The organism is Natronorubrum aibiense (genome assembly GCF_009392895.1).
Lineage (GTDB): Archaea > Halobacteriota > Halobacteria > Halobacteriales > Natrialbaceae > Natronorubrum > Natronorubrum aibiense.
The window spans coordinates 1,513,894-1,529,122 of record NZ_CP045488.1; the positions used below are offsets into that span (position 1 = coordinate 1,513,894).

Annotated in this window: 16 protein-coding genes; 8 read left to right on the forward strand and 8 right to left on the reverse strand. The window is 64.1% G+C overall.

The annotated features are described in order from the left end of the window. Positions 1-3: 3 nt before the first annotated feature. The gene (locus GCU68_RS07405; protein WP_152940312.1) at positions 4-768 is read right to left on the reverse strand and encodes a hypothetical protein; all 765 of its coding nucleotides are present in this window, start codon (positions 766-768) and stop codon (positions 4-6) included. A gap of 161 nt (positions 769-929) precedes the next feature. Here GCU68_RS07405 and GCU68_RS07410 point away from each other — a divergent pair, with 161 nt between their 5' ends. Next, positions 930-1,433, forward strand: a complete 504-nt coding sequence (locus GCU68_RS07410) for an amino acid-binding protein (RefSeq protein ID WP_152940314.1) — start codon at positions 930-932, stop codon at positions 1,431-1,433. Between the two features lie 3 nt (positions 1,434-1,436). On the opposite strand, the gene GCU68_RS07415 is transcribed toward GCU68_RS07410, so the two are convergent. Beyond that, positions 1,437-1,838, reverse strand: coding sequence for a DUF7522 family protein (locus GCU68_RS07415; RefSeq protein WP_152940316.1), 402 nt, complete (start codon positions 1,836-1,838; stop codon positions 1,437-1,439). Positions 1,839-2,043: 205 nt separating this feature from the next. On the opposite strand from GCU68_RS07415, the gene GCU68_RS07420 reads away from it, so the two are divergent. Next, positions 2,044-2,661: an IMPACT family protein gene (locus GCU68_RS07420; protein ID WP_152940318.1), complete on the forward strand. Its 618-nt coding sequence runs from the start codon at positions 2,044-2,046 to the stop codon at positions 2,659-2,661. A 21-nt stretch (positions 2,662-2,682) separates the two neighbouring features. Here GCU68_RS07420 and GCU68_RS07425 read toward each other — a convergent pair whose 3' ends face one another. The 4 genes from GCU68_RS07425 to GCU68_RS07440 all read right to left on the reverse strand — a co-directional run bounded on the left by GCU68_RS07425 (position 2,683) and on the right by GCU68_RS07440 (position 8,012). Then, a complete protein-coding gene (locus GCU68_RS07425) occupies positions 2,683-3,552 on the reverse strand; it encodes a hypothetical protein (protein ID WP_152940320.1) in 870 nt (289 codons plus the stop codon). A gap of 233 nt (positions 3,553-3,785) precedes the next feature. Beyond that, complete coding sequence (locus GCU68_RS07430) at positions 3,786-6,476, reverse strand: TRAP transporter permease (protein WP_152940322.1); 2,691 nt, start codon at positions 6,474-6,476, stop codon at positions 3,786-3,788. A 9-nt stretch (positions 6,477-6,485) separates the two neighbouring features. Further along, positions 6,486-7,016 carry a DUF1850 domain-containing protein gene (locus GCU68_RS07435; RefSeq protein ID WP_152940324.1) on the reverse strand — a complete coding sequence of 177 codons (531 nt, stop codon included), beginning with the start codon at positions 7,014-7,016 and terminating at the stop codon, positions 6,486-6,488. 33 nt (positions 7,017-7,049) lie between these two features. After that, a complete protein-coding gene (locus tag GCU68_RS07440; RefSeq protein WP_152940326.1) occupies positions 7,050-8,012 on the reverse strand; it encodes a TAXI family TRAP transporter solute-binding subunit in 963 nt (320 codons plus the stop codon). 164 nt (positions 8,013-8,176) lie between these two features. Between GCU68_RS07440 and GCU68_RS07445 the strand changes: the two genes are divergently transcribed. Then, positions 8,177-10,258, forward strand: a complete 2,082-nt coding sequence (locus GCU68_RS07445) for an alpha/beta hydrolase family protein (RefSeq protein ID WP_152940328.1) — start codon at positions 8,177-8,179, stop codon at positions 10,256-10,258. Between the two features lie 158 nt (positions 10,259-10,416). Continuing rightward, entirely contained in the window at positions 10,417-10,620 is a 204-nt protein-coding gene (locus GCU68_RS07450) for a YgaP family membrane protein (protein WP_152940330.1), read from the forward strand. Positions 10,621-10,675: 55 nt separating this feature from the next. Here the strand turns inward: GCU68_RS07450 and GCU68_RS07455 are convergent, their stop codons facing one another. Next, positions 10,676-11,053: a cupin domain-containing protein gene (locus GCU68_RS07455; protein WP_152940332.1), complete on the reverse strand. Its 378-nt coding sequence runs from the start codon at positions 11,051-11,053 to the stop codon at positions 10,676-10,678. A gap of 59 nt (positions 11,054-11,112) precedes the next feature. Next, positions 11,113-11,790: a uracil phosphoribosyltransferase gene (gene upp / locus GCU68_RS07460; protein WP_152940334.1), complete on the reverse strand. Its 678-nt coding sequence runs from the start codon at positions 11,788-11,790 to the stop codon at positions 11,113-11,115. A 263-nt stretch (positions 11,791-12,053) separates the two neighbouring features. On the opposite strand from upp, the gene GCU68_RS07465 reads away from it, so the two are divergent. The 4 genes from GCU68_RS07465 to GCU68_RS07480 all read left to right on the forward strand — a co-directional run bounded on the left by GCU68_RS07465 (position 12,054) and on the right by GCU68_RS07480 (position 15,171). Continuing rightward, positions 12,054-12,776 carry a DUF5828 family protein gene (locus GCU68_RS07465; protein WP_152940336.1) on the forward strand — a complete coding sequence of 241 codons (723 nt, stop codon included), beginning with the start codon at positions 12,054-12,056 and terminating at the stop codon, positions 12,774-12,776. 26 nt (positions 12,777-12,802) lie between these two features. Continuing rightward, positions 12,803-12,958, forward strand: coding sequence for a hypothetical protein (locus GCU68_RS22110; RefSeq protein ID WP_152940338.1), 156 nt, complete (start codon positions 12,803-12,805; stop codon positions 12,956-12,958). A 247-nt stretch (positions 12,959-13,205) separates the two neighbouring features. Then, entirely contained in the window at positions 13,206-14,399 is a 1,194-nt protein-coding gene (locus GCU68_RS07475) for an inorganic phosphate transporter (RefSeq protein ID WP_152940340.1), read from the forward strand. 43 nt (positions 14,400-14,442) lie between these two features. Next, positions 14,443-15,171, forward strand: coding sequence for a hypothetical protein (locus GCU68_RS07480; RefSeq protein WP_152940342.1), 729 nt, complete (start codon positions 14,443-14,445; stop codon positions 15,169-15,171). The last annotated feature ends 58 nt before the right edge of the window (positions 15,172-15,229 follow it).

The following is a 15,229-nucleotide window of genomic DNA, read 5'->3' on the forward strand; positions in this document are numbered from 1 at the left end:
TCGCTACGGTCGACGTAGTTCCCCGCGTTCTTCGATGAACTCGCCGTCCTCGAGTGCGTGCTCGATGATCGCGTCGACCTCCTCCGACTCGAGGTCGTAGGCCCCGGCGGCCAGCCCTTCGACGGCACTGCGGGCCATCGGGAACTCTCGGTTCTGAAGCAGTCGGAGGACCTTGCCGTACCCCGTCGGCGTTCGACGCGTCGTCTGCCCTGCCGTCGCCGCAGTGGTCGTCTCAGCACTCGAGTCGGCCTCGGTCGGTTCCGTGTCCGATTCGCTGGGTGGGGTTTCGGCGCGCTGTTCGTCGTTGCCCGTCGTCGCGTCGCCGGCCGACGACTCGCTGGTGGCGGCCGCGTCGGCGGCGTCGAACGTGATCCCGCCCTCGAGTTCCGGCGTCGGCCGATTATCGTCGGCGTCGACCGCAGACCTCGTCGCGTTCGAGTCGGTCGTCTCTGTTCGGGGCTGGCTCGAGCCGTCCCCGTCGACGCTGTCGCGGTCAGCATCCCCTTCAGCGCTCGCTTCGTCGACAGCCCCGTCGGTCGCTCCTCGCGCCGTGCGGTCGGCAGGGCGTTCTGTCGCTGTTGCAGCCGATTTGTCGTCGTCGAGACGGGCGAACAGCGGCTCGAGGACGTCCTCGAGTGTCGCCTTGCAGTCGGGACAGAGCACGACGCGGCGCTGTTCGGCGTCCGTTGGCTCGAATTCAGGCGGGATGACCTCGAACGTGCCGGCGGCGTCGCCGCCACAGAAGTCACAGGTCCGGAGTGCGCGCATACTCGGTGCTACTTGCCGGTCCCTCAAAAAGAGTCCGTCAGACTGACTGTCCACGACACCGTCGAATCCACCATCAACCGGCCAATGCCGACACGAGCGGCGGGTGCCACCGTAGTCGATCACCGACAATTATACGATAGCCCGCATACGTTGGACAACGAATGTTCGACGAGATCATGGAGAAATTCGAGGGCTCGCCGAGCCAGCAGGCCGTTATTCGGCTCTTGCTGGAGCGTGGGTTCTCGGTCAACGACGACGGCCGCGTCGTCTCGGGCGGGATCGAAATTCCGAACACGGGAATCGCTCGCGAAATCGGCGTCGACCGTCGGGTCGTCGACTCGACCACCGACGTCATCCTCGAGGACCCCGAACTGCGGCGGATCTTCCAGAACATCTCGCAGGTGCCGAGTCTGATGGACCTCGCACCGGTGCTCGATCTGACGGTGCTCACGATCACGCCCGCTGACGCCGAACAGAAAGGGATCGTCGCGGGAATCACCGGCACGCTGGCCGATCACGACATCTCGATCCGCCAGACGATCAGCGAGGACCCGGAGTTCACCGACGAGCCGCGCCTCTACTTGATCACGGATCAGGAACTTCCCGGTGACGTGATCACCGCGATTCGAGACCTCGAATTCGTCCGGAAAATCGAAATCCAGTAGCGATTACGCCGAGGCCGCGACGTCGTCTGCGAACTCCTCGAGGACTACCTCGAGGGCGCTCGTGAGTTCCTCGAACCGTTCCATCGACATGGCGTCGGTCGTCACCCAGACGCCGTGGGGGCCGCGAATCACCCGCGAGAGATAGCCGTTTTCGAACATCCGGATCGTCGCCTGATACTCGCCGAGTTGGGTGTTGCGATACGCCGACTGGGCGTGAAAACCGCGCCGCTCGTGGTCGGCGAAACCGACGAGATCGGCCGTTCGATCGAGATCCGACCGGAGGTACAGCTGCTCGACGTCGTCGTCGGTGAAGTACGTAATGCTCCGGAGTTCGTCGCCGACGGTCGTCCGACAGATGCTTCGCAGTTCCTCGGCGAGCGTCGGATCGATTGTCTCCTCGTTCATGGGCGTGATAGCACAGGCCACGCTAATAACGTACTGGTCGCCGTAGTTTTGGCCACCCCACCTCGACGCGCTGCCCCGGTTTGCGTCGCTCGAGGCATTCTCACGGCGACCGATGGGCTCTTTTCGCCCGCGACCGCAGTGCCGGCATGGGCAAGCGAGAGCGATGGGCGAGCCGTCACGCTCGAGACCGGCGGGGTGAGAACCGGTGAGCCGAACCTACCGGACCGTCGCGGAGCCGGCCACCGCGGAGTTCGTCGTGCAGGGCTCCGAGTTCATCGGCCACATCCGGCCCGTCGACTCCGTCGCGGCTGCCGAGTCGTTCATCGACGCCGTCTGCGAGGAGTACGCCGACGCGACCCACAACGTCCCTGCCTACCGGGTGCGGACCGGCGACGACGGAACGGGCGGCCAGTTTCTCCGCGAGTACTCGAGTGACGAGGGCGAACCCTCCGGTTCGGCGGGCAAACCCGCGCTGAACGTCCTCACCCAGCAGGACATCGAGAACGTCGCCGTCGTCGTCACGCGCTACTACGGCGGGACGAACCTCGGCGTCGGCGGGCTCGTCCGGGCCTACTCCACGGCGGTGAAAGACGCCGTCGAGGCGGCGGGCATCGTCGAGCAGCGCCCGCACGAGCGCGTTTCGATCACCGTCGCCTACGACGACTCGGGGACGGTTCGCGGCATCGTCGAAAGCGAGGGCTACGAGTTCGAAGCCGACTATCAGGAAGAGGTTTCTTTCGACGTGCGGGTGCCACTCGAGGAAGCCGACGCGTTCCGGGATCGACTCCGGAGCGCGACCAGCGGGCGCGCCGACCTCGAGTGAGCCCGACGCGTATCCGGCGGCCTACGACGGTTCCTGCGCCGCCAGCCGTCGATCGATCGCCTCGAGAAAGGCGTCCGGGTCCTCGAGTTCGCCGCGGTCGAAGCGGACGTCACGGAGCCCGCGGTCGACGACGAGGTCGCCGCGTTGCATGCGCACGTGATTGATCTCGTCCCAGCGGACGAGCGATCGGGTGTACGGTCGTCGTTTGACGAGCCCGGCGTCGTGAAACTGGATCTCGGTACGGTCGGTTCCGGGGCCAATCCGCCACCGACCATCGACGAGGCAGTTCCCGACCCAGAGCCCGCCGAGACTGACCCACAAAAGCGTTTGTAGCCAGTTGCCGACGGCGGCGTTGCCCGTTGCCAAGAGCAGATACAGGCCGACGAGGATGCCGTCCAGTTTCAGCGAGCCGGGTGGCTCCCACGCCCACGTGGTATCGGGGTTGCCGTTGACGACCCGATCGACGTACCGGTTTTCGGCCAGTTGTGAGAGCATGTGCCCTGTCACGAACACGAGGATCGCCGACGGGAGCGCTACCGCGTCGACGTACGACTCGAGGCCGGCGAGCCATGCGCCGACGACGACCAGTCCCAGCGGCACGACGGGGCCGATGAGCGCGAGTCGTCGAGTGAACGTGCGACCGAGACGGGTCGGAAGCTGTCGATCGACGCTCGCGAGCGCGAGCCCGCCGCTGGCACCGACGACGAAGCTGCCCGCGTACGTCGCGGCGAGGACGGTCAGCGACTCACTCACCAGCGCGGTGGCTGTCGTGACGAACCCTGCGAGGAGCGCTCCGCCGTAGACAGCGGCGACGAACTGAAACGCGATATCTGGTGTGTCGCGCTCGCGATCGTCGTTTTCGAACGAATCCGATGCGTTACTGACGGCCACTACCAGACAGTCGCCGTGCTCGAGTCATAATAGTTCCTCAACGCGACCTCTCCGAGTTGGGGCTGGCGACTGGGGTTCGTCTCACGCCCGGCGAAAGTAGCCGGCAAAAAACGGGTCAACTACCCCACCCTACTTCGCTCGGCCTGACGGCCTCGCTCGTTGAGGATGGGGCTTGTCCATGAACTCAGCCTCGACCCCTTCCGAGTAGGCGTTGAAAAGCGACGGTGATGGTCTCAGGCGTCGCCTGCCGTCGAAGACGCGACAGCTGACTCGCCGCTCTCGGTTCGCTTTCCGCCCTTCTCAGCGCCCGAGCGGTTGCTGTAGCTCAGGCCGGCGAGCAGCGCCAACCCGACGGCACGAAGCGGGAACGTCACCGCGAACATCGTCAGCGAGAGGTTGACTCCGGCGGCGGCCGCCAGCCCTTCGACGACGAGCAAGAGCAGCTCCGGCACCATCAGCAACACCGACGCGAGCGAGTAGGCGACCCGCTCGACGGACGAGACGCTCGAGTACTGGTGACCGATGATCGTCACGCCGAGGGCGTAGACGCCGAGGAACATCCCGACTACGGGAATTACCACTGCGGGGAGGAAGAAGCCGAGGTCGGTAACGTCGGCCCAGCCGATGACGCTCCCTTCCCGAAGCATAAGAATTCCAGGCGAGAAGACGAACGCAAACGGCACCAGGATCTTGTTCAGTGAGAGCAAGAACGCGGTGATTGCCGTCTGGAGTTCGTCGGCCTTGGCGACGCCGGCACCGGCGAACGCCGCGACGGCGACCGGCGGCGTGACGTCGGCCATCAGCCCGAAGTAGAGGATAAAGAGGTGGCCGGCCAGCACTGTGATGCCGAAATCCTGGATCGGCGACCCGAGCATCGCGACGAGAATGATGTACATCGCGGTCGTCGGCATCCCCATGCCGAAGACGATCGCGGCGAAGCCGGTCAACACGAGCAGGAGCAGGACCGACCCGCCGCTGACAGTGTTGATGAGCGCCGCGAGGTTGGGACCGAGGCCGGAGACGCTGATGATCCCTGGCACAACGCCGGCGGCGGCGACGGCGACGACGACAGTCGTCGCGGTTCGCGCACCGGAATCCATCGATTGCCCGATGAACATCGCGTACCGATAGGCTCGATTCGAGGCCAGTTTCGGACGCCCGATTGCCGTCGCGGTCCGCGTGGCGGTTGTGTTGACGTCGTCGGAGAAATCAAGCAGCGGCGTGTCACCGTGTGGTCGAACGAGTAGGAACGCGACGCTGACGAGAATCACGATCGTCCCGAGATCCGACACCGCCGCGGTCGCGGCCGCCCCGATCGTGTACGCGTCGGCAGTCGTGCCGGCACCGGCGAGCGTCTGCAGTGCCGAGATGAGGCCGCTACCGGCAACCGCGTAGGCCGCGGTCTGTGCCAGATACAGTGTCCCAATCGTACCCAGCAGTGGGACACGCGTTCGTTTGTTGTAGGCCGCGATGACAGCGAGTAAGGCGATGACGGCAACGATCGTATACCAGCCAGCCCGATTGATCGAGAGTCGGGCAATGACGAGGAAGTACAACAGCAGTACGATCGGGATGAGGTAGAACCAGCCCGAACGAAGCTCCGTGATCGGGTTCGGCAGTTCGTCTCTCGAGAGACCGCCGATACCGCCCTGAACCGCCTCGAAGTGGACCATGACCCACATCCCGAAAAAGAAGGCGATCGCGGGCAGCGCCGCGGCGATGATGACGTCCCCGTAGGCCGTCCCCGTGAACTCGACGATGAGGAACGCAGCGGCTCCCATCACCGGCGGGAGCATCTGCCCGCCGGAGGACGACGACGACTCGACGGCCCCGGAGAACTCGGGGGAGTACCCGGCTCGCTTCATCAGCGGGATCGTGAACGCGCCCGTCGTGACCGTGTTCGCGATCGACGATCCGGAGAGCATCCCCATGAAGCCACTCGAGACGACGCTCGCTTTGGCCGGGCCGCCGCGTTTCGTCCCGGTCAGCGAGTACGCCAGATCGATGAACCACTTACCCGCGCCGCTCATCTCGAGGAACGCCCCGAAGAGGATGAAGATGTAGATGAAGCGAACGCTGACGGTGACGGGTGTGCTCATGATCCCAGCTTCCGTGATGTACCAGAGGTTGTAGACGATGTTGCCCCAGTTCGCGGGCGGGATCGCCATCGCACCGATCACCGAATCACTTGGAATCAGATATCCAAATCGTGCATAAATGATGAACGCCGAAACCAGCGACATGAGCAACAACCCGAGCGTCCGCCGGGTCGCCTCAAGCACCAGCAGGATACCGAGGATCCCGAGCAGGTAGCCATAGGAGATACCGTCGAGCGGGATTCCAACCATAGAGAGAGTCGTCACGACCGGTTCAAGCGTCGGGTAGATTTCGTGGATCGGACGGACGCCCTGAATGCCAAAGAGGGACATCTGCTGGATTTCGTCGTACTCGGTGGCGGTGTAGTAGGCCGGCAGCAACGAGAGACCGATCAGCACGACGTCGAGTGGCGTCACTCGACGCAGGTCCCGGTCGACAGCTGCCCAGCGAACGCCGTCGCCGAGTCGCTCGAAGACGCTAGTTATCACACTATCTGTTCCGAATCGGTCACGGATGGCTGCCTCGAGTGCACCGAGTCGTTGGGCGACGAAGCCGTCGCCTCGACTCGCCGGGAACAACAGGAACGCAAGCACCAGCGCGAACGTCACGTGGATTGCGTTGACTTGCAGTTGCTGGAGCGATCCGAACGGGCCGAACTGATAGCTTTGGGCGGCGATCCAGAGCTGGAACGCCGAGAACCCGATCGCGATCAGTGCGACGAGCGCAGCGATGGTGCCGCGGTGGGTTCGACTCCGTTCGATCTCCTGTAATACGTCGTCCTGTTCGTCGTCCGAGAGTGCCTCCGTCTCGCGGTTGTCTACGCTCATAGCTAGCAATCAGTGAATCAGTTGTGAGGACCGATCGTCGACCTGGAGTGCCAGTGGTAACTGGCCCGGCAGTCGCTGCTCGGTCACCGAAATGGTGACCGAGCCATCGGTCATCGCGACTAGATCGTGTCGCTCGCCGTCAACGACGAGCTCGTGACCGGGGACGGGCCGCGGTGCGACGACGACGTCCTCGTAGGATTCGTTTATCCAGAGTTCGAATCCGTCACCGTCCGCAGTCCGCGTGATATTTTCGTCCGTCGGTAATCCAGCGCCGTGTGAGTGGAAGACCGTCCGCTCCATGCGAAGCGTCGGGCCATCCACGACGTAGACATCATCGACCGGCGTTTTCTCGACGCTGTGTGTGTAGGTGAGGGTTACGTTCGTGCCGTCATCGACTGGTTCTTCGAGCAGCGTCTCCCCGGAGTCGGCGTCGGTAACGACGAGTGTCTGCTCCGGTGGGACCGCAGCGAAGACGACTCCAGTTGCTATCAGAACGGCGATAACGACGACGACAACGTACCGGTGAATCGGGAAATGCACGACTGTGAACTGTCGGCTGTGCCGAGCCGATGGTTAGTTGAAGTACGCTTCCGCACCGGGGTGGAGGTCGATCGGCATCCCGTCCTGTGCCGTCTCGACGTCGATGAACTCCGCTTTTTGCGACACGTCGTCGAGGTTCTCGAAGATCGCTTCCGTCACTGCTTCGACGACTTCCTCGTCGACGCCCTCGTGCGTGGCGATCATCGCCTGCACTGAGACCGTCTCGACGTCTTCTTCGACGCCGTCGTAGCTGTCTGCCGGAATCGTGTCCTCGGCGAACCACTCGGCTTCGCTCATGACTGCGTCACGGGTGTCGCCGCTGATCTCGACCAGCGAGATGTCGTTGGTCGTAGCGAGGTTTTCGACGGAGCCGGCGGGCCAGCCCGCGACGACGAACGCGGCGTCGACGTCACCGTCACTGATCTGGTCGGTCGCCGTATCGAAGTCGGCGTTCTGTTCGTCGAAGTCGTCTTCGCTGATGCCGGCGGACTCGAGGATCTGCAAGGCGTTGACCTGCGTACCACTGCCGGCGTCGCCGGTGTTGACCGTCTGTCCCTCGAGGTCTTCGATCGTCTCGATACCCGAGTCGGCCTGCGTGATGACGTGGATCGTCTCGGGGTACAGCGACGCGACTCCACGGAGGTTCGTCATCTCGGTTCCCTGAAGCTCTTCGATGCCAGTGCCGGTGTACGCGAAGTGGGCGACGTCGTTTTGAATCAGTGCGAAGTCGGCCTCTTCGCGGTTGAGGCTGCCGACGTTTGCGGTGCTTGCGCCTGTCGACTGGACCTGCAGCGAGTAGTCCGTCTCGTTTTCGACGATCGTCTTGAAGTCACCGGACAGCGGGTAGTAAGTCCCGCCCTGACCGCCGGCGTGCCACGAAAGCTGGTTGCTGTTGCCACCGTCTCCGCCGTCATCACCGGAACAGCCGGCCAGTCCGGCCAGTCCCACGGCACCGCTCAGTGCGATGAAATTCCGCCTCTTGATATGTCCAACCATACCCGCTTTTACCCATAGTCTGTTAATAGCTGCTTCGATCTACCTTATCAATGTGAACAATTCACTGATTTCAACTGGAATATGATTATTAATCCATACGTCAGTGACTGTTGTGACATTTGTGAACACAAAACGCTTTCAGCCGCGCTTCGAGTGCACAGCACATGAACGAAATCGCTGCAGGCGACTACCACGACCTCCACGTCGTCTCGGATCCACAGCTCTCGCCCGACGACGAACGGATCGCATTCGTCCGGCAAACGCCTACCGCTGACGAGTCGTATACGGCGACGATCCATGTCGTCCCTATCGGCGGCGACGAGCCGACGCCGTTTACTGCACGTGAGGGTGTCGACAGCCAGCCACGGTGGCACCCCGACGGCGACCGACTCGCGTTCGTCAGCACCCGCGGGGAGACCGACCGCCAGCAACTCTGGGTCGTGCCCACCGACGGCGGCGAGGCACGGCAACTCACCGCGGTCGTCGGTGGGATCGACGCCCTCGAGTGGAGTCCGGACGGCTCTCGTCTGCTCTTTACGCAGCGGGTCAGTGCGGCCGACCGCGAGGCGAGCCGCGATTTCGCCGTCGCCGCCGACTACGAACCCGACGAGCCGGATCCGCGAGTGATCGACCGCATGATCTATCGTGCGGAGACGGCGTACTTCGACGGCACTCGAAGCCACGTCTACGTCCTCGCGGTCGACGATGCCCTCGAGGCCGCCATCGGTGCCGACCCCGACCCTGACCCCGACGACGTCGACTGGCTGACTCGGCTGACCGACGGCGATGCCGACTACGTCGCCCCTACGTGGGGCGACAGCGAGACGGTCTACTATGCCAGCAAGGCCGGCGACGAACCCGACGACTCGCTGACGTACGACCTGTCTGCACACAATCTCGAGTCGGATACCGTCGAGACGTTCACACAGACGACCGGCTGGCTCGAGGCCGACTCCATCGACGCGACGGCCGACGGGCGCGTCGCCTTTGAGTACACGCCCGAGGAGCGAACGTCGATGCGTCAGACCGAGATTCGCGTCCACGACCGCGAGACCGGCGACGAACGGACGCCGACGGCCCCGCTCGACCGCACCATCGGCCACCGCTGTCGGTTCGAGTGGGCACCCGACGGCGACGCGATTTATTTCACGACACCTGACGAGGGCTCGAGGGTCTGCTGGTCGGTGCCGGGGGACGCGAGCGACGCGCCGACCAAAATCTACGGCGACGGCGTCGACATCGCGGACTTCTCGGTCGGTAACAACGCCGTCGCCTACGTCTACAGCGAGTGGGACCACCCCGGCGACGTCTTCGCCACGACCCGCGGCGGCAACGAACTGTACCGACTGACCCGCGTCAACGACGACCTCCTCGCGAACCGGGCGATCCGCCAGCCCGAAGAAGTGTGGTTCGAAAGCGACGGTGAGTCGATTCAGGGCTGGCTCCTGACGCCGCCCGAGTTCGACGCCGACGCCGTTCCCGGCGAGCGCTACCCGCTCGTCGTCGAGATCCACGGCGGCCCCCACGCCCATTGGACGACCGCGGGGACGATGTGGCACGAGTTCCAGACGCTCGCCGCCGCGGGCTACGTCGTCTTCTGGTGCAATCCGCGCGGGTCGACTGGCTACGGCGAGGACCACGCGACGGCGATCGACCGCGACTGGGGCGCGGTCACGCTGACCGATATTCTCGCGGGCCTCGAAACGGTCTGTGACCGCGAGTACGTCGACGACGAGGAAGTGTTCGTTACCGGTGGCAGTTTCGGCGGCTTCATGACCGCGTGGGCAGTCACCCAGACCGACCGCTTCCGAGCGGCCGCCGCCCAGCGCGGCGTCTACGATCTCACCGGCTTCTACGGCTCGACGGACGCGTTCAAACTGGTCGAAGGCGACTTCGATACGACGCCGTGGGACGAACCCGACTTCCTCTGGGCGCAGTCGCCTGTCGCCCACGTCGACGCCGTCGAAACGCCGACGCTCGTGATGCACTCGGATCGGGACTACCGAACCCCGGCGAACACGGCCGAACTGTTCTACCTCGGCCTCAAGAAACACGGCGTCGACACCCGCCTCGTGCGCTACCCCCGCGAGGGCCACGAACTCTCCCGTTCGGGCGAACCCGCCCACGTCGTCGACCGCCTCGAGCGCATCGTCCGCTGGTTCGACGGCTACTCGACACACCGCGACGTTTCGCCGGCGCTCGAGCAGTCTCGAAACGAGGGCCGCTCGAGTGCGAGCGGGGAGTAGCCGTCGCGGTCGGGGATGTATCACAGGGGTCCGTTTCGATTGGACTTCCAGACATCAATACCCCCGAATACGCCCGCAGGAGACGAGTTCGACCGGAAATGAGGGGGTTCGGAGGGGCGGGGAAAAGCACTACACTCGAGCCACCCGTTTGAGTACGTATGAAGCAAAACGTCGGTGGAATCGATCGCGTGCTGCGGTTCGGCCTCGGAATCGTGCTACTCGTCGTCGGCTATCGGAACCGCGACCGCACGGCCGGCACGCTCGCGTTCATCGCCGGCAGCGATATTTGTGCGACCGCGATCATCAAACGCTGCCCAGTGAACGCGCTCGTCGGCCTCGATACCTCGGGCGCTGATCGATAGCGAGCGTCGCCCGTGGCTCCGGTACTGCAGTTTGAACTCGGACGCCCGCCAACTGCTACTCATCGGGGTCGTACGCAACTGCGTCGTCGTCGGCCGGCGGCGCACCGATCGCGATGACCTCGACCGCGTCGTCGGCGCTCTCAGGGTTGTACGCCCGATGAGGGGCTTCGGCCGTAGCCGTAAACACCTCGCCTTCGATCACCTCGAACTCGCCGTCGGGCGTCTCGACGTGCAGCGTTCCCGAGAAGACGACGAACGCCTCCTCCTGGTGTTCGTGGTAGTGATACGCCAGCGGAAGCTGTTCGCCGGGGTCGGCGCGAAAGCGGTTGATCGCGACGGAACTCAGTCCCGCCGCCTCGCTCAGCCGCCGCAGGTCACAGGGACGGCCGTCGACTGACTCGAGGTCGTCGGGATCGATGACGTGGTAGCCCATAGCAGCGACTCGCAGTCGACCATAAAAAAGACGATGGCTGCTCGATCTCGAGGGCGTCCTTACGTCGTTCGGAACGCGCGGTCGCCGGCGTCGCCCAGTCCGGGGACGATGAAGCCGTCGTCGTCGAGTCGGTCGTCGATCGAGACCGTCAGCAGGTCGGCCTCGGGACGTTCGTCGTCGACGCGGAGCAGGCCTTCGGGTGCCGACACTGCCGAGAGGACGATCAGGTTCTCGGGTTCGGGCGAGTTCTCGATGACGTGGCCGAGGACGGTACACATCGTACTGCCCGTCGCGAGCATCGGGTCGGCGATGATGACGGTGTCGTCCTCGGTGATCTCGGGCAGTTTCACGTAGTCGACGGTAATCGGGAACGAGCCGTCCTCGTCGCGGCCGGCCTCTTCGTCGCGGCTCGCGCTGATGACGCCCTGTCGGGCGCGGGGGAACGCCTTCAACAGGCCTTCGACGAACGGCGTCGCCGCGCGCAGAACGTTGATGATCACGACGTCGTCGAGACCGCGAACGCGCTCGCCCATCGTCGGCTCGAGGGGCGTCTCGATCTCGACGTACTCAGTTTCCATCCGGCCGTCGATGATCTCGTAGCCACAGATGCGCCCGAGTTTCACCAGCCCTTTCCGGAAGCTGACCTGCTCGGTTTCGACGTCCCGAAGCCGTGAGAGCGTGTCTTTTGCCAGTGCGTGGGTAATGAGATGTGCGTTGTCCCGGTCTTCAATCGGCATACCCGTAAGGGCAGTCGCCGGATAGTTCACGTTATCGATCAGCGCCGACCGTGTGAACGGCTTCCCATCGATATGGTTCCGTCCCACATCCGGACCGGCCTCGAGTGTCGAGTGCCGAGTCCCCACATATTCCGGTCGTATGCCTGTCTCAACGGTGCTCGAGGCGTCATCGATAGATATGCAGCCGATGCCACACGTGGGGTGCCGTCGATCGTCGGCGAAGAAGTTTATACGGGTCCATCGCTTATCACCCGACCAGCCGAATGGAAGAGAGTATCTCGGGATTCAAGGTTCGCGGTGACTGGGGCGACGTCGTCGAACACGGCGAACGGATCACGCATGCGCTCCGAGACGCGGGTGTCCACGACCCGGATCACGATTACGGCGCGCGCTTTACCCGCGCGTTCGACGACTGGGAGGAGTGGCGGCCGAAAGCCCACGAAACCCTCGAGTCGGACGTCAGCGAGAAGACAGCCGATCAGGCAAGCGTCGAGGAGGGCAAGGGCGAAAAGGCCGGCAAGGAGCCCGACGAGGACATCAAAACGGCCGGTGAGAAGCTCTCGGAGTCTTACGAGCAACTCGAGGAGGACGACCCCAGCGCCGCGATGGATAACTGGAAAGAGTCGATCGACTACGTCGCGCGGGCGGCTGACTCCGCCGGGCGGAAGGCGCTCCGTCGAGTCGAGGACACGGTCTATCAGAACGTGATGACCCAGCTCGCGCCGTACTACTTCGACAACGAACTCATCAGCGCCAACATCCAGCAATCGACTCGCGGCGGCGACAACGGCGAGCAGTTCGTCTTCGAGGTCAACGTCAACGATGACGCCCTCAAAGAGGACGTCTCCAATCGACTCGCCGAATTAGACGAGGAGATCGACCGCTGGCACGTCGAAGTCGAGAAAGACACCGACGCAGCCGAGGCGATCGAGGGCGCGGAACCGCCGCCGGAACCCGACGACAATTCGAAGTCGACGACGAACTAACCGAAGCCCGCGGGAGTTGACGGCGGGTGCTACTCTTTTGTCCCCTGTTGGCGGCCCTCGACGTTCCCGAGTCCGGGAACCGCAACGCGGTGTTCGACGTCGCCGCGGTCGATCTCGAGGTCGATGCCACGAAGCACCTCCTCGTCGCCGTAGGACTTCCAGACGTCCTCGACGCGGAGTAACGGCAGTATGACCCTACCAGCGGCCTGTCATGCCGCAGGTCGTAAACCAGCAAATATCCCAACCTAGTGGTGCGGTGCCGTGGGAAGCCTCGCCGTTTACGGCGAGGAGGAGGTCACTTCCGGTTTCTTTCGATGTGATCTACCCATCTCCCCAATCAATTGTGTGTTGTAAACTATTCATCGTGTTACGAAACTGTTGATCGACAGTCGGCACACACTTGTAGGGCTAGCTGGAAAAGCGGGATAGATGGTCGAGCTCGTGACGATCGGGACGTTTCTGGTGGCTGCACTTGCCAGTCTGTTCATGGCCTGGGCGATTGGCGCGGGCTCGAGCGGCTCGACGCCGTTCGCCCCAGCCGTCGGCGCGAACGCGATTTCGGTGATGCGAGCCGGCTTCCTCGTCGGCATTCTTGGCTTCGCTGGTGCCGTGTTACAGGGGGCGAACGTCTCCGAGGCCGTCGGGGCCGACTTGATCGGGGGCGTCACGCTATCGCCGATGGCAGCGACGATTGCGCTCATCATTGCGGCAGCACTCGTGGCAACTGGTGTCTTCGCGGGATATCCGATCGCGACCGCCTTTACCGTCACTGGCGCGGTGATCGGCGTCGGAATCGCGATGGGTGGCGATCCCGCGTGGGCGAAGTATACGGAGATCGCAACGCTCTGGATCTTGACTCCCTTCGTCGGCGGCGGGCTCGCCTATACGATCGCGCGTCTATTGCGCAGTGAACCGATCGCCGAGGAGTATCTCATTATGGCGCTTGCGGCGCTGGTCGGCGTGATCGTCGCCAACATCGAGTTCGCGATCCTCGGCTCGGGCGGCTCCGGCGGGGCCTCGATCGCACAGGCCTCGAGTCGGGGGCTCCCCGGGCCGGAACTGGTCGGCGTCGCCGCCGTGACGGCCGTTATCGCGGCGATTTGGGCGGGTGCGATCGCCTTCGATCTCCGCTCCGAGATCGAACGCGGCGAACGCCACTTCCTGCTCGTCCTCGGCGGCTTGGTCGCGTTCTCCGCGGGTGGGAGTCAGGTTGGGTTGGCCGTCGGCCCATTGATTCCCCTATCGGGTGACCTCGAGTTGCCACTGCTGGCTCTGCTCGTCGGTGGCGGCTTCGGACTCTTGCTCGGCTCGTGGACCGGCGCGCCGCGGATGATCAAGGCGATCTCACAGGACTACTCCTCGCTCGGCCCGCGACGGTCGATCGCCGCGCTCATCCCGTCATTTCTGATCGCACAGACGGCCGTCCTCTACGGCATCCCGGTCTCGTTCAACGAGATCATCGTCAGTGCGATCATCGGCAGCGGCTACGCCGCGGCCGGCGCTGGCGGCGGCGTCAGCGCCCGCAAAATGGGCTACACCGTCCTCGCGTGGATCGGCTCACTCGCCGGGTCGATCATCGTCTCCTACGTCGGCTTCACCGTGATCGAAGCCATGCTCTCCTGAGCGACATCGAACAGGCTTTACACGACGCGTGGTGAGTCCACGTATGGACGAGGACGCCGTGGATTCACCCGACTCCGAACTGATCCAGTGGCGACGCGACGCCTCAACGTCTCGAACCATTCGTCTCCTCTGGTCGCTCGGCGTCGGCACGTTTTTCGCCGCGATCGGGATCATCGTCTTCTGGCGACTGTACGACATGGCCACTCAGATCGGCGGTGGCTCGATCGTCGTCGCCATCTTCGTCGCACTCGCCGTGACCGTGGTCGCTTTTGCCGCCACCAGTAACACTGAACGGCGACTCGAGGCCCTCTCCCGGCGGCTGCCGTTCGATCTGCCCGCCGGCCCCGGATTCCAGCGGGGGCTGGACGCCGCCCTCGGCACGATCGTGATGATGGCTCTCATCGGCAGCCTGATGATCGCCGGCCGGGTCCTCACTCAACGGGGGGTGATTCCCGGAGCCGGCCCGTTTACCGGTCTGGCTGCGCTTTCTATCCCGCTCGCCCTGCTCGCGCTCGTTCTCGCCTCGTTTCTGCAATCTGTTGGCGCGATCGACCCTGACGAACGGACGGTATACCTCTACGACCCGGAGCAGGCGATCGATCTCGAGGTAATCAACTCGGTCTCGGCGCGACAGGTCGGTGACGCGACGATCCTGACACTCGAGTACGCCCAGCCGGGCGGCCAGTACGTCGCCGGCCCCCGCCGACTCGTCGTGCCGCCGACCATCGCGCGCGAACTGCAGTCGCTCGTCGAAGAACGAGCCGCTCAATAGGATACTGCGGACAAAGTGATTCACGAACCGGTCGCACGTACGGCTGCCATCTTCGGCT

Bases quoted from the DNA above. Each gene is read 5' to 3' on its own strand.
- GCU68_RS07430 (WP_152940322.1), bottom strand. From the start codon at position 6,476: ATGAGCGTAGACAACCGCGAGACGGAGGCACTCTCGGACGACGAACAG.
- GCU68_RS07475 (WP_152940340.1), top strand. From the start codon at position 13,206: ATGGTCGAGCTCGTGACGATCGGGACGTTTCTGGTGGCTGCACTTGCC.
- GCU68_RS07465 (WP_152940336.1), top strand. From the start codon at position 12,054: ATGGAAGAGAGTATCTCGGGATTCAAGGTTCGCGGTGACTGGGGCGAC.
- GCU68_RS07440 (WP_152940326.1), bottom strand. From the start codon at position 8,012: ATGGTTGGACATATCAAGAGGCGGAATTTCATCGCACTGAGCGGTGCC.
- GCU68_RS07415 (WP_152940316.1), bottom strand. From the start codon at position 1,838: ATGAACGAGGAGACAATCGATCCGACGCTCGCCGAGGAACTGCGAAGC.
- upp (WP_152940334.1), bottom strand. From the start codon at position 11,790: ATGCCGATTGAAGACCGGGACAACGCACATCTCATTACCCACGCACTG.
- GCU68_RS07445 (WP_152940328.1), top strand. From the start codon at position 8,177: ATGAACGAAATCGCTGCAGGCGACTACCACGACCTCCACGTCGTCTCG.
- GCU68_RS07410 (WP_152940314.1), top strand. From the start codon at position 930: ATGTTCGACGAGATCATGGAGAAATTCGAGGGCTCGCCGAGCCAGCAG.
- GCU68_RS07480 (WP_152940342.1), top strand. From the start codon at position 14,443: ATGGACGAGGACGCCGTGGATTCACCCGACTCCGAACTGATCCAGTGG.
- GCU68_RS07450 (WP_152940330.1), top strand. From the start codon at position 10,417: ATGAAGCAAAACGTCGGTGGAATCGATCGCGTGCTGCGGTTCGGCCTC.
- GCU68_RS07455 (WP_152940332.1), bottom strand. From the start codon at position 11,053: ATGGGCTACCACGTCATCGATCCCGACGACCTCGAGTCAGTCGACGGC.
- GCU68_RS07405 (WP_152940312.1), bottom strand. From the start codon at position 768: ATGCGCGCACTCCGGACCTGTGACTTCTGTGGCGGCGACGCCGCCGGC.